The organism is Hyphomonas jannaschiana VP2 (genome assembly GCF_000685215.1).
GTDB classification, from domain to species: domain Bacteria; phylum Pseudomonadota; class Alphaproteobacteria; order Caulobacterales; family Hyphomonadaceae; genus Hyphomonas; species Hyphomonas jannaschiana.
Window position 1 is genome coordinate 19,627 of the sequence record NZ_ARYJ01000002.1, and the last position, 13,306, is coordinate 32,932.

General features: G+C 61.8%; 13 protein-coding genes. 10 read left to right on the top strand and 3 right to left on the bottom strand.

Annotated elements, in window-relative coordinates:
• Positions 1-47: 47 nt before the first annotated feature.
• Both HJA_RS02925 and HJA_RS02930 read left to right on the top strand, forming a co-directional pair.
• Complete coding sequence (locus tag HJA_RS02925) at positions 48-1,187, top strand: isobutyryl-CoA dehydrogenase (protein ID WP_035578117.1); 1,140 nt, start codon at positions 48-50, stop codon at positions 1,185-1,187.
• A 153-nt stretch (positions 1,188-1,340) separates the two neighbouring features.
• A complete protein-coding gene (locus HJA_RS02930; protein WP_035578118.1) occupies positions 1,341-1,814 on the top strand; it encodes a hypothetical protein in 474 nt (157 codons plus the stop codon).
• Positions 1,815-1,819: 5 nt separating this feature from the next.
• Here the strand turns inward: HJA_RS02930 and HJA_RS02935 are convergent, their stop codons facing one another.
• Positions 1,820-3,109: an APC family permease gene (locus HJA_RS02935; RefSeq protein WP_035578120.1), complete on the bottom strand. Its 1,290-nt coding sequence runs from the start codon at positions 3,107-3,109 to the stop codon at positions 1,820-1,822.
• A 106-nt stretch (positions 3,110-3,215) separates the two neighbouring features.
• On the opposite strand from HJA_RS02935, the gene HJA_RS02940 reads away from it, so the two are divergent.
• The 3 genes from HJA_RS02940 (at position 3,216) to HJA_RS02950 (ending at position 8,386) form a co-directional block, all read left to right on the top strand.
• Positions 3,216-5,717: a zinc-dependent metalloprotease gene (locus HJA_RS02940; protein WP_035578121.1), complete on the top strand. Its 2,502-nt coding sequence runs from the start codon at positions 3,216-3,218 to the stop codon at positions 5,715-5,717.
• Between the two features lie 81 nt (positions 5,718-5,798).
• On the top strand, positions 5,799-7,454 hold the full coding sequence (locus tag HJA_RS02945) for an acyl-CoA dehydrogenase family protein (RefSeq protein ID WP_035578124.1): 1,656 nt from the start codon (positions 5,799-5,801) through the stop codon (positions 7,452-7,454).
• Between the two features lie 92 nt (positions 7,455-7,546).
• A complete protein-coding gene (locus HJA_RS02950) occupies positions 7,547-8,386 on the top strand; it encodes a TauD/TfdA dioxygenase family protein (protein ID WP_035578125.1) in 840 nt (279 codons plus the stop codon).
• A 19-nt stretch (positions 8,387-8,405) separates the two neighbouring features.
• On the opposite strand, the gene HJA_RS02955 is transcribed toward HJA_RS02950, so the two are convergent.
• Positions 8,406-8,666, bottom strand: coding sequence for a hypothetical protein (locus tag HJA_RS02955; RefSeq protein ID WP_035578127.1), 261 nt, complete (start codon positions 8,664-8,666; stop codon positions 8,406-8,408).
• A gap of 104 nt (positions 8,667-8,770) precedes the next feature.
• On the opposite strand from HJA_RS02955, the gene HJA_RS02960 reads away from it, so the two are divergent.
• The 5 genes from HJA_RS02960 to HJA_RS02980 all read left to right on the top strand — a co-directional run bounded on the left by HJA_RS02960 (position 8,771) and on the right by HJA_RS02980 (position 12,639).
• Positions 8,771-9,829 carry an enoyl-CoA hydratase/isomerase family protein gene (locus HJA_RS02960; protein WP_035578130.1) on the top strand — a complete coding sequence of 353 codons (1,059 nt, stop codon included), beginning with the start codon at positions 8,771-8,773 and terminating at the stop codon, positions 9,827-9,829.
• Positions 9,830-9,905: 76 nt separating this feature from the next.
• Positions 9,906-10,643, top strand: coding sequence for a DUF805 domain-containing protein (locus HJA_RS02965; protein WP_035578132.1), 738 nt, complete (start codon positions 9,906-9,908; stop codon positions 10,641-10,643).
• Positions 10,644-10,854: 211 nt separating this feature from the next.
• Positions 10,855-11,349: a MarR family winged helix-turn-helix transcriptional regulator gene (locus HJA_RS02970; protein WP_035578134.1), complete on the top strand. Its 495-nt coding sequence runs from the start codon at positions 10,855-10,857 to the stop codon at positions 11,347-11,349.
• A gap of 141 nt (positions 11,350-11,490) precedes the next feature.
• A complete protein-coding gene (locus HJA_RS02975) occupies positions 11,491-11,889 on the top strand; it encodes a VOC family protein (RefSeq protein WP_035578138.1) in 399 nt (132 codons plus the stop codon).
• 60 nt (positions 11,890-11,949) lie between these two features.
• Positions 11,950-12,639, top strand: a complete 690-nt coding sequence (locus HJA_RS02980) for a hypothetical protein (RefSeq protein WP_155839843.1) — start codon at positions 11,950-11,952, stop codon at positions 12,637-12,639.
• A gap of 13 nt (positions 12,640-12,652) precedes the next feature.
• Here the strand turns inward: HJA_RS02980 and HJA_RS02985 are convergent, their stop codons facing one another.
• Positions 12,653-13,255: a c-type cytochrome gene (locus tag HJA_RS02985; protein ID WP_035578141.1), complete on the bottom strand. Its 603-nt coding sequence runs from the start codon at positions 13,253-13,255 to the stop codon at positions 12,653-12,655.
• Between the last annotated feature and the right edge of the window lie 51 nt (positions 13,256-13,306).

The window sequence follows — 13,306 nt, forward strand, 5'->3', positions numbered from 1 at the left end:
AGGGGAATCCCCGTCTCATTAGTGGATAAAGTCAAAAGGTGGAACCCATGAGCACGTTGTTTTCCGACGAACAATTGATGATTCGCGATATGGCGCGGAAGTTCGCGGAAGAGGAACTGCTGCCGAATTCCGAGGAATGGGACCAGACCAGCCACTTTCCGGTAGACGTAATCCGCAAGGCGGCAGAGCTCGGCTTTGCCAGCATTTATGTAAAGGAAGATGTCGGCGGCGCAGGGCTGACGCGCACCGACGCAGCGCTGATTTTCGAGCAGCTTGCCTATGGCGACGTTTCCACGGCCGCCTTCATCTCCATCCACAATATGGCGAGCTGGATGATCGACACGTTCGGCTCCGATGCGCAGCGTCAGGAATGGCTGCCGCGCCTGACCAGCATGGAGCTGATCGCCTCCTATTGCCTGACCGAGCCGGGTGCCGGATCTGACGCCGCCAGCCTCAAGACAAAGGCCGTCCGTGAAGGCGATGAGTATGTCATCACGGGTTCGAAACAATTCATCTCTGGCGCGGGAACGTCCGACGTCTACGTCCTTATGGCGCGCACCTCTGACGATGGCGCAAAAGGTGTGTCGACCTTCATCATCCCGAAGGACGCGCCGGGGCTCAGCTTCGGGGCCAACGAACGCAAGATGGGCTGGAAGAGCCAGCCGACCCGGCAGGTGATCCTGGACGGCGTGCGCGTCCCGGCGGCAAACCGCGTGGGCGAGGAAGGCCACGGCTTCAAATTCGCGATGGCGGGCCTCGACGGCGGGCGTCTGAACATAGCCGCGTCCGCGCTCGGCGGCGCGCAGCTCGCGCTCGACAAGGCGCTCGCCTATGCGAAGGAGCGGTCCCAGTTCGGCAAGGCGATTGCGGACTTCCAGGCCACCCAGTTCAAGCTGGCTGACATGGAGACCGAGCTGCAAGCTGCGCGCGTGATGCTGTACGAAGCCGCCGGCCGGCTGGACCGGAAAGACCCGGCCGCCACCCGCTGGTGCGCGATGGCGAAGCGCTTTGTGACCGACACGGCGTTCAAGGTGGCCAACGAGGCGCTACAGATCCATGGCGGCTATGGCTATCTCGCCGATTATGGTGTCGAGCGTATCGTCCGTGACCTGAGAGTGCACCAGATCCTCGAAGGCACGAATGAGATCATGCGCGTCATCATCAGCCGGGATATGCTGAAGGATTAAGATGGCCGGATAAGGCCAGCTGAACATTACAAAAAATTGTGGCCAGCCTGAGTGGCGCAGGTCACAAATTATGCCTTAGTTTCCTCTTTGTGGCTGGGGAAGCGCTGATCTGACCGTCAGTGCGATGTCCACGCTAGCCATGAGGGATCCGTCATGACGGTTGTCCGCGCAACTTTCGCAACCCTGTCCATCCTCGCTTTCGGCGCCTGTGCCAGTGCGCCGCCCAATCTCAATGACGACATGATCATCCCCGGCGAACGGGTCGGCAATGTCGAGCTTGGCATGTCTCTGGCGGAGCTGTTCGCCGTGAAGGGCGCGCCACACAAAACCATCCCCATCGCGGGCACGGAAGCGACCAGCTATAATTATCCGGGGCTGACCGTCGGTGCCGATGACAAGGTCTACTGGATCATCGCCCGCGATGCCCGCTATCGCACACCGGCTGGCGTGGCATTAGGCAGTGAGCAGATTTTCGCGCGAGGCGTCTATGGCACGCCCAGATGTGTGGTTACACGCGGTGACATTACCGTCTACGATTACAATGACGTCTACTTTGAAGTCGACAACGAGACCGGCAAGGTCAGCCAGATCGGTATCCAGAAAAACACGCAGACCTGTAATGGCTGAGCGCGTCAGCCCGCCTTGCTTTCGCGGCGCTGGTACAGGAACTCCCCCAGGAAGCAGGCCGCGATGATCCCGCAGGCGATCAACAGGTTCAGCAGATTGGTCTGCAGCGTGTGGAACATGAGGGCCGCAAGCGCAGCAAGGCAGAGCACTACGCCAAGGCCGGTGATCCATTTGGACCCCTTCACCTCGGATGCCTTGCGGACGGCTGCCATATTGACCACGGCAAAGACCAACAGGAAGCCGACGCTGCCTGTCGTCGAGATGCTCTCCAGTTCCAGCGTGTTGACCAGGACAAGCGTGGCGGCGGCCGTGAATATCAGGCCGAGGGGCTGGTTCCAGAACTGGTGCGTGAACTCGCTGGAAAGTTCATCGTCTTCCGCAATTTCATAGCTGACCCGGCTGCCGCCATAGAGGGAGGCATTGATCGCCGAGAAGGTCGAGATCAGCGCCGCTACTGTGATGATCGTAAAGCCGATCTGGCCCAGCATGGGCTTTGCCGCTTCTGCCAGCACATAGTCCTGAGCATCCTTGATCTGGCCGAAAGGCAGGGAGCCGACCGTGATCACCGCGATGGCGAGGTAAAGCAGGATCACGAAGCCGACCGAGATATAGTAGGCGCGGGGAATGTTCTTCTCGGGCGACTTGATGTCCGGTGCGGCATTGGCGATCAGCTCGAACCCTTCATAGGCGACGAAGATGATCATGCCGGCGGTGACCAGCGTCAGCGGGGATTCCCAGTGCGCCACATTGAGCTGGCCCAGATTGTCGTTCCCGATCAGGCCGAAGGCGCCGATACCGACAAAGCCGAGCAGGATGAGCAGCTTCACGATCACGGCATAGGACTCAATCGCGCCGACCACTTTGATGCTGTAATAGTTGATTGCGGTTGCGATCAGAATGATGCCGCTGGCATAGATGTGCGGATCGATGTCCTTGTCGCCCGTGACCGGCATCAGGTTCGGTGCATATGATCCGAAGGCGGAGGCATAGAGCGCCAGCATGATGATGTAGCTGACCCAGAGCAGATTGTTCACGCCGCCGCTGAACACGCCGCGTCCGAAGCCTTCATTGACGAAGCGCACCGTGCCGCCCCGGTCCGGATAGGTGCGCGAGAGGTGGACATAGGAATAAGAGGTGACGAGCGCGATCAGCCCGGCGAACAGGAAGGCGACAGGGGTGCCACCCTGTGCGAGATCCGCTGCGAGGCCCAGCACAGCAAAGATGCCGCCGCCCACCATGCCGCCGATGCCGATCGAGACAGCCTCGCGAAGGCCGATTTTGTCATTGTCTGCCATAGAGTATGCGATCCGCTGGAAAACAGGCTTTCCCTCATAGGCGCAATTGCGTCTCGCGGCCAGTTGCGGCACCGTGCGGCCAGTTTCGGGCGAATGGAGTTTCGGTATGCGCGGGTTGGCGGCTTTCCTGTTTACGGTTCTGGCAATGGTCTGGGCGGGAGCGGCCGCGGCGGACGATCCGAAGAGCTGGGGCGAGACGACGAGCGGCCTGACGCGCGCTGATGGCTTCCTGCCTTACTATGCCGATGCGAAGGGCGGACGCATTCTCGCGGCCTTCCCGAAGCCAGATCAAGACGGTGTCTCGCTGCGCGCCATTCAGGCGACCGGGCTGACGGCCGGGCTCGGCTCCAACCCGATCGGGCTGGACCGGGGCCTGTTCGATGGCGGCTCGCTGATCGCGTTCCGGCGTGTCGGCAAGAAGCTGATCGCGGAGCAGGAAAACTGGAGTTATGTCGCCAGTGCGGACAACCCCCTGGAAAAGAAGGCCGTGCGCCAGTCCTTTGCCAGTTCCTTCCTCTGGTCCGGCGATGTGATCGCGGAAAGCCCGCGCGGCGAGCTTCTGGTCGACATTTCCGGCTATCTCACGCGCGACGCGCTGGATGTGAAAGCCGCGCTCAAGAACAATCCGAAGGGCGGCAGCTTCTCTCTCGCGGAAGACCGGTCCATGCCGGATGCCTCCGCCGCGCTCGCCTTTCCCGACAATGTCGAGTTCGATGCCTTTCTCACGCTGACCAGCGACGAGCCGAAAGCTGAAGTTCTGGCAACCGCCGCCGATGGCCGGGCGATCACGCTGGTCCAGCATGTCTCGCTGGTGCGCCTGCCGGACGACGGCTACACGCCGCGCGCCTTCGATGTGCGCAGTGGCACGATTGATGTGCCTTATTATGACTTCTCCGCGCCACTGGAAGGCCAGGTGCGCAAGTCCTACGCCCGCCGGTTCCGGCTGGAGAAGCAGGACCCCGCCGCCGCTTCCAGCCCGGCGAAAGAGCCGCTTGTCTTCTATGTCGACTCCGGCGCCCCGCCTGAGATCCGCGATGCGCTTATCGAAGGCGCATCCTGGTGGGCCGATGCGTTTGCAGCAGCGGGTTTTCCGGACTCCTATCGCGTGGAAGTCCTGCCGGAGGGCGCGCATCCGCTCGACATCCGATACAACGTGATCCAGTGGGTCCACCGCCAGACGCGCGGCTGGTCCTATGGCGGCGGGGTTTATGACCCGCGTACGGGCGAGATGCTGAAAGCCAATGTCATCCTCGGCAGCCAGCGCGTGCGGCAGGATCGGATGATCTTCGAGGGTCTTGCAGGCGCGTCGAAGACGGGCACAGGTGATGCGGACGATCCGGTACAGGTGGCGCTGGCACGTATCCGCCAGCTGGCCGCGCATGAAGTCGGCCACACGCTGGGTTTCGCGCACAATTTTGCCGCCTCCACGAATGACCGCGCTTCGGTGATGGATTATCCGGCGCCTTGGGTGAAGGTCAGCGAGAACGGCCAGCTCGACTTTTCCGAAGCTTATGATGTGGGCATTGGCGAGTGGGACAAGGTCGCCGCGACCTGGCTCTATGCACAATATCCGGAAGGCGTCGACGAAGACGCCGAAGGCGACAAGCTGCTGCGCGCCGCCTATGGCAGCGGCCTGCGCTTTGTCGACGATCCGGAAGCGCGCGGCACCGGTACGGCCCATCCCTATGGTAGCGTGTGGGACAATGGCGAAGACGCGATCGCCGAGCTCTACAATACATTGCGTGTACGGAAGATTGCGCTCGACCGCTTCGGCCTCGACGTAATTGAGCAGGGGGCGGACACGTCCCGCCTGCGCCAGACACTGGTGCCGGTCTATCTTTATCACCGCTACCAGGTGGCTGCGGCGGCAAAATCTGTCGGCGGGTATGAGTTCTATTATTCCCGGCGGGGCGATGGCGGTGGCATGGCGCACGCGGTCGCTCCGCAACGCCAGCGGGCTGCGCTTGCGGCACTGCTCGTCACGCTGGAGCCGACCTCGCTGGACCTGCCGGATGGCGTGCTGAACCAGCTGACCCCGCCGCTCGCAGCCTTCTCCTACAATACAGGTGGGGCGGAATATTTCCCCGGCAACACTGGTCCAATGTTCGACCTGCTGACGGCCGCCGATACGGCCTCGCAGACGACGATCGACGCATTGCTGCACCCGGCCCGAGCCGCGCGGCTTGTGGAAACAAGCCGCCGCGACCCATCGGCGCTGTCATTCGAGGAAGTACTGGCCGGACTGGAGCGGGAAGTCTTCACGCCTGCGCCGACACCGCGTCAGGCAGAAATCCGCCGCCGCCAGCAGGCGCGCTTCGTTTCCTCGCTGATTGCACTTGCCAGCGACCCGACCACGTCACCGGGTGTCACGATGCGGGCCGAGGCCTTCCTGAAAGGAATGAGCCAGCGGCTGAAACCAACGCGCCGGACAGATCCGGTCGATGCCGCTGCGCGTGAAGACCTGCAGCGCCGCATCGCTACGCATCTGGACCGTCCGGCCCCCGCCATCGCGCCGGGGGTAACGGAAGTCGATGTTCCACCGGGCAGTCCTATCGGCGCCGGAGCAGGCGAAATGGGCTGGTTCGACGATCTGGTCTTCGCGCAATAGGAATGTGACGCCCCGCCCCCTTCCGGGGGTGCGGGCGGCGACTTATGGTGAGGCCTGAACCACAAGGCGGAGGGCCTCGCCATGCCACATTACGCACCCCAGTCAGAGCTTGAGACGCACACCGTCTCCAACCAGCCGAAAGCCTTCGGTGACGTTGATCTGTTTGCCTCGGACAAGGCGCTGAAAGGCGCGGTGGAGAAGGCGGGCGGCGGCGTCCATGCGGCGAAGCTGTCGGAATTCGGCAAGCGTTGCGGTGCGTTCGAGACGCAGGACTGGTCCCGGCAGGCGCAGGAAAATCTGCCGAAGCTGAAGAGCTTTGACCGGTTCGGCCACCGTCTGGACGAGGTGGAGTTTCACCCGGCTTACCACAATCTCATGTCGCTGGGGCTGGATAGCGGACTCTCGGCATCTGCGTGGAATGAAGGTGAGGCGGGCCATGTGCTGCATGGCGCCATGATGATCCTGATGAACCAGGCGGATGCGGGCGTGACCTGTCCGATGTCGATGACCTATGCCTGTGTACCCGCGCTGCAGTCCACGCCGGAGATCGCGGACGCATGGATACCGCGCGTTCAGGCGTCGTCCTATGATCCGAACTTCATTCCGGCAGACCGGAAAACCGGCGTCACCATCGGCATGGCGATGACGGAGAAGCAGGGCGGCAGCGATGTGCGCGCCAACACAACCCGCGCGGTACCGGACGGGCAGGGTGGCTATATCCTCACCGGGCACAAATGGTTCTGTTCCGCGCCGATGTCTGACGCTTTCCTGACTCTTGCGTATACGGATGAAGGGCTGACCTGTTTCCTCGTGCCGCGCTGGAAGCCGGACGGCACGCGCAACGGTATCCATGTCATGCGCCTGAAAGACAAGATGGGCGACAAGTCCAATGCTTCTTCCGAGATTGAATATCATGGTGCCTGGGCAGAACGGCTGGGTGAGGAAGGCCGGGGCGTGCGGACCATCATCGATATGGTCCAGCACACGCGCTATGACTGCATCCTCGGTTCGACCGGCGGCATCCGCGCGGCGCTGGTGCAGGCGCTGTGGCACACGTCCCAGCGCCGGGCTTTCCAGAAGGCGTTGATCGACCAGCCGGCCATGCGCGCCGTGCTCGCCGATCTCGTGATTGAAAGCGAAGCGGCGACCGCCATCGCCATGCGCGTCGGTGCCAGCCTCGACCGGATGGCGACGGATGAGCACGAGGCCGCCTTCATGCGCCTCGCCACCCCGCTCGCGAAATACTGGGTTTGCAAGCGCCAGCCGGGCTTTGTCTATGAGGCGCTCGAATGTCATGGCGGGGCAGGCTATGTGGAGGAAGGCCCGATGCCGCGCCTCTACCGCCAGTCACCGCTGAACGCGATCTGGGAAGGCAGCGGCAATGTCATCGCGCTGGACGTGCTGCGCGCCCTCTCGCGGGAGCCGGACAGTCTGGAGGCGGTACAGGCAGAGCTGAAAAAGCCGCTCGGCCGGCATCATGCTTATGACGCGCATGTCGGCCGTCTCGCGGACTATCTGACGCCCGGAAACCTGCATGAAGGCACGGCGCGCGGCTTTGCCCGTGATGCGGCGCTCGCGCTGCAGGGGGCGGCGTTGCACGAAATGGCGCCGGACTTCGTTTTCGACGCCTTCTGTGCCCAGCGGCTCGCCAGCGATCGCAACGGTCTTCTCTATGGCGACGTCTCACCGGATGTGGACCAGGGCCGCCTGATCGAGCGGGCCATACCGGCGGTATGATTCCGTTCAGCCAAGGAAACCGCTTTCCGGCGCGTCTTCAGGCGGTATAGTGGCACCCAAGATGCCGGAAGACGGCGCACTGGGAGGAAGCCATGCAGATCGAGACATTGCCCGGCGTGGGCGCCGAAATTACCGGAATTGACCTGAAGAATTTGTCGGCGGTCGAGTTCGCCGCGATCCGGCAGGCTTATGCCGATCACGGTGTGATCTTCTTTCGCGATCAGGACCTGTCCGAGGAGGATCATATCGCCTTCGCCGAGCGCTGGGCGCCGATCAATGTGAACCGCTTCTTTGCGGCCCATCCGGACTATCCCCAAATCGCCATGGTCGCGAAGGAAAAGGACCAGAAAGACAATATCGGTGGCGGTTGGCACACGGACCACTCCTATGATGTGGAACCTGCCATGGGCTCCATTCTTGTCGCACGGGAACTGCCGGAAAGCGGCGGTGATACGATGTTTGCCTCCATGTACCGTGCCTACGAGACGCTGGATGATGCGACGAAGCAGGAGATTGACGGCCTGCAGGCTGTCCACTCCGCCAAGCACATCTTCGGTTCCAGCGGGCAGACCTACTACAACACCACGGATGCAGGCGGGAACCGGATCGGCAACTCAGCGGCTGCTGACGTGCTGGCCGACGTGACGCATCCGGTGGTGATCAAGCATCCGCTGAGCGGCAAGAAGGCGCTCTATGTGAACCCGGCCTTCACCGTGAAAATCGTCGGCAAGACGGACGAGCAGTCACAAGCCTTGCTCTCGCGTCTCTATGCGCATGCCATGGACAAGGCGCACGCCTATCGCTTCCAGTGGCAGCCGGGATCGGTCGCGTTCTGGGACAATCGCTCGACCTGGCACTGGGCCATGAACGACTATCACAGCCACCGGCGCATCATGCACCGGATCACGCTGGAAGGCTGTGCTCTCAATTGAAGATGAGAGGCGTGGCCGGTCAGAGGAATTCGACGCCGGTCTCGCTGCCGAACTCCCAGCGGCGCAGGCAAATGCGCTCGCCCTCGAACAGGCAGGACGTCAACACGAATTGCTCCGGAAGGTCCACACCTTCCGCTACAGCGATGCGCGCACCGCCGCACGAGATGTCACGGATCTCGCAAGTCACCCATTTACGCCACCCGATGCGGAGACGACCGGCCGCCTCAACCTGGCGACGGACTTCCCTGCGATCGAGGGCTTCCACCTCAAACGCATACATTCGCCAGACTCCCCCTCTGAGCGAAACCCCGCTTAGATGCCAGAATCGGGTTAACAGCCCGCGCAGTTCATTTGTAAAATTTCAGGGTTGAGTGAGGGGATTTGATGACTGAAGACGTTTCCATCCGGATCGAAGGTGGCGTTGGCCATATTACGCTGACCCGCCCGTCGGCGCTGCACGCGCTGAATACGCCCATGTGCGCTGCCATCCTGAGCGCGCTGCAGGACTGGGCCGGCGACGATGCCGTAAACCTTGTGGTGATCGACCATCAGGAAGGCACGCGCGGCTTTTGCGCCGGCGGCGACATCCGCATGCTGGCGGAGAGCGGCGCTGGCGATGCCAGCGAGGCGCGGGAATTCTTCGCCACCGAATACCGGATGAATGTCGCGCTGGATGAGTTCCCGAAGCCGGTGCTGGCCATCATGGACGGCGTGACCATGGGCGGTGGGGTCGGCCTGTCGGTGCATGGGTCTCACCGGGTGGCGACCGAGCGGACCCTGTTCGCCATGCCGGAGACCGGCATCGGCCTGTTCCCGGATGTCGGCGGCGGCTGGTTCCTGCCGCGCCTTGCCGGAGAACTCGGCACATGGCTGGCCCTGACCGGCGACCGGCTGAAGGGGGTGGACGTGGCGGCCGCGCGCGTGGCGACGCACTTCCTGCCGTCGGAACTCGTGGCGAACCTGATGAAGCAGATCGCCGCGGCAGACTTTTCCGTCGGTGCGGCGGAGATGCTGAACGAGATCCTGCGATCGCTGACCCACTCCATCCCGGCAGGCAGTTTTGAGGAACACCGCGCCGTGATCGACGCATGTTTTGCCTTCGATACAGCCGAAGAGATTGTTGCCGCGCTGGAAGCCGATGGCAGCGACTGGGCGATTGCGCAGGTGAAGACACTCCGGTCGAAGTCTCCGGAAACGATCAAGGTGGCCCTGCGCCAGCTTCGCGAAGGCGGACGCCTGACGAGCTTCCGCGAGAACATGCAGATGGAATACCGCATCGGCTGGCGGAAGGTGCAGAGCCACGACTTCCAGGAAGGGGTCCGCGCGGTCATTGTCGACAAGGACAATGCGCCTTCATGGTCGCCCGCAACAATCGAGGATGTGCCGGCAGAGATGGTCGACAAGTATTTCGAACCGCTTGGTGATGACGAACTGACATTCTGAGGCGGCTTCAAAAGACTGGACAAGTCCGCCAAGTATTCCCGATAGTCTTCGCGAAACTGTATTTGAAGGTGAGAAGATGCGCGGGCAGGTTCTGAAACCGGATGGCACAGACGGGCCGGGGCTGATCCTCGGCGACGATGGGGCCCGCTATACCTACACACAAGGGCAGGTTCGCGGCGACAGTGCGCTCGCGCGCGGCCAGAAGGTGGACTTTATCGGCCTTGGTGATGAGGCACGCGACATCTATGCACTGGGGCCCGCACCACAGGCGGAAGCGCCAGCGCCAGATCCTTTCGTGGCGGCGGCACCCGCGGCAGCCGTTCAGCCTTCATATTCCCAGAGACAAGCGCCGGTACAGACGCGGAGCGCGCCACCGGCCTATGGTAGCAAGCCACAACCGCTAGCGGGTGATGGCGTGTGGACCTATTTCATCCGCGGGATCACGAAGAACTATTTCAGGTTCACAGGCCGCGCGCGGCGGCAGGAATACTGGGGCTACACGCTTTTCAACGTGCTGGCCTATGTCGTTGTCTTCATCCTGGACATTATCCTGAGCGCCATTGTCTATGGCGGCGATGACTTTGTGCCGCTGCTCACGCTGCTCTGGTTCCTCTACCAGATCATTCCGTCGATAGCGGTGACGGTCCGGCGCCTGCACGATCAGGACTTGTCCGGCTGGCTCTATCTGATCACCTGGGTGCCCTATATCGGATGGCTGGTGATCTTTGTCTTTATGCTGATCGACTCCCGGCCTGAGCCCAATGTGCATGGCCCCAGCCCGAAATACGATCCGTCCGCCGACGCCTTTATCTGACGACAGCCGTAAACGACGGAAGATGCGTGCAGGGTAACCTGCGCGGGCCGAAATCGTGAATCAGAAGTAAAATTGTTTCGTAAAAGTAACGGTTAATCAAAACGGACGAATATTAACGAACGACTTGCCCAACACCAACATGCTTATCAGTTTATTAGGATGGCTCGTGTAGTTCTGTTCAAACTACAACAAAAGTTGAGTGGTGGTTGAAATGATGATTGCTGAATTGCAGGAAACTGCAGAACTGAGCCTGGGCGAGTCTTTCCTGAAGTCTCTCTCTCTTCTTGAACAAGCGCACCGTCGTCTTCACGATGTTGTCAAAGACGATCTGGAACGTGGCGGCGAACGCTCGCTGACGGGTGTGCAGGCGCTGCTGCTCTACGAAATTGGCGAAGGCGAGGCCCCGGCTTCCGTGCTGCGTGCCCGCGGCGCTTTTGCCGGCACCAGCCTGTCCTACAACGTCAAGAAGCTTCAGGAAGGCGGTTATCTGATCCAGACCCGTTCCGAAGATGACAAGCGCACCGTGACGCTGCGCCTGACCGAACGCGGCCTGAAAGTCCGCGCCCGTGTCGCGAAACTCTTCGAGAAGCAGGCCAATGCGCTTGAGCCGACGGCCAGCGTGCGTCCGGACGACCTCTCGCAGCTGAACAAGACCATCACGCGCCTCGAGCGCTTCTGGTCCGACCAGATCCGTTTCCGCCTCTAAGAGCGGTTCGGTAAATACCCTGGGAGAAAACCCCCGCCTCGTGCGGGGGTTTTTGTTTGCGCGATTTGCACATTCCGGCTTGACCTAAACCTTGGTTGAGGTCCGACAAGGCCGCCCTGACATGAACAGGGAGTTACCTTCATGACCCTCGAACAAGCCACAATCCGGATTGCGCGGCCCACGGACGACCTGGACGCCCTCCTGCCATTCTACCGCGATGGCCTGGGATTCAGGGTGCTTTACGAATTCCGGGGACACGACAGTTTCGACGGCGTCATGCTCGGCCATCCGGGAGCGCCTTATCATCTGGAGTTCACTGTCGCGCATGGACACATTGCCGGCCGGGCGCCGACCGAAGACAATCTGCTCGTCTTTTACCTGCCGGAGCGCAATCGCTTCGACGCGGCACACCGCCGCCTGCGGGCTGCCGGGTTCCATCCTGTGCCCGCTTTCAATGCCTATTGGGACGACAAGGGCGTGACTTTTGAAGACCCGGATGGGTACCGCATTGTCCTGCAGAACGCATCCTGGGACCTCTAGCGCGTCAACCCTCAGGAGATTCTGCTGGGCACTTCCCTCAATCCCCGCTAGTCATGACTTATGCGGGGATTGAGGGGAATATGTATTGGCGCGCTTGTTGCCGCCGGTTCTGCTGAGGCCGGGCCATGGTCTCAGCAGCCGGGCGACATCTATGCGCGGTCGAATGTGTCTTTTGAACAGCTGGACGGTGAAGATGGCTGGCGCGGTGATGCATACGGCGAATATGGCCTGGGGCGCGGCTGGATGATTACCGGCAAGGTCGAGACCGTCCGCTATGACGGCGGAACGGCGGACGCAGATTCCTATCGCATCTCTGCACGCAAGCAGCTCTGGTCGAACGACAAGGGATGGAGTCTCGGTGTCGAGGGCGCTGCCTTGCGCGGCACGACACTGGCGGGCGTGTTCGGTTGCGACGGGTATGGCGGTGAGGCGCGGGCCTCCGTTGGCCGCAGCGGTGTCTACAAGGCGCGCAACTACTACTTCTTTGCTGACGCCGCCTGGATCCATCAGGAGGGCGGCTGCGACCGGCAGAGATTCGAGTTTGGCTATGGCACAGACCTTGGTGGAAATTTCTTCTCCACCGAACAGATCTGGCTGGAATACGGCAGTCAGTCAGCGGACTCGATCAAGACCGAGACGCAACTTGGCTACCACTTCCCTCTTGCGGATGTGTCGATAGGGTACCGGGAAGAGCTCGGCGGCGAGTTCGACGAGCAGGCCATCCTGCTCGCCGTGACTGTGCGCCGCTGAATGCTCAGAGGGCTTACTGGCCTGTGTAGCCGGTTTCGGTCATCAGATAGGCGATGACGGCGATGCGGTCTTCCGGCTTGCGGACACCGGCAAAGGTCATCCGGTTGCCTTTCAGAAAGGTCTGCGGATTTTCCAGCCAGTGGTCGACCTTGTCAGGCGTCCAGATGAAGTCTGCGTCCTGAAGGGCCTGGGAATAGGCAAAGCCTTCGGATGTGCCGGCTTCGCGGCCGAAAATCCCGTACAGGTTCGGGCCGACGAGGGCGCCAGCGCCTTCAGCGGTCGTGTGGCAGGCCTGGCAGAGTTTGAATGTGCGGCGGCCGCGGGCATAGTCTGCTGTGTTGTACGGTGCAGGCAGGCTTGCGAATTCCGGCGAGCCTTCGCTGGCGGAGGCTTCGTCAGGCGGCGCTGAGGTGGGTTCAGCCACAGATTCTGCCGGTGTTTCGGCGGCTGGTGCTTCCGCCTTCGGCGCAGCGTCTGGTGCAGCTTCCGGTGCCGGGGTCGCGGCCGGCGTTTCGGCAGCAGGTGCTGCAGGTGCGGAACTGTCGCCGGAGCCGCCGCAGGCTGCGGTCATGCCGGCAAGAACGATAAGAGAAGCGGAAACGAGAGAAAGTCGCATAGAATCAAGGCCCCGGACTGTGAATTCAGCTACATACTGGTCTTTCCCGCG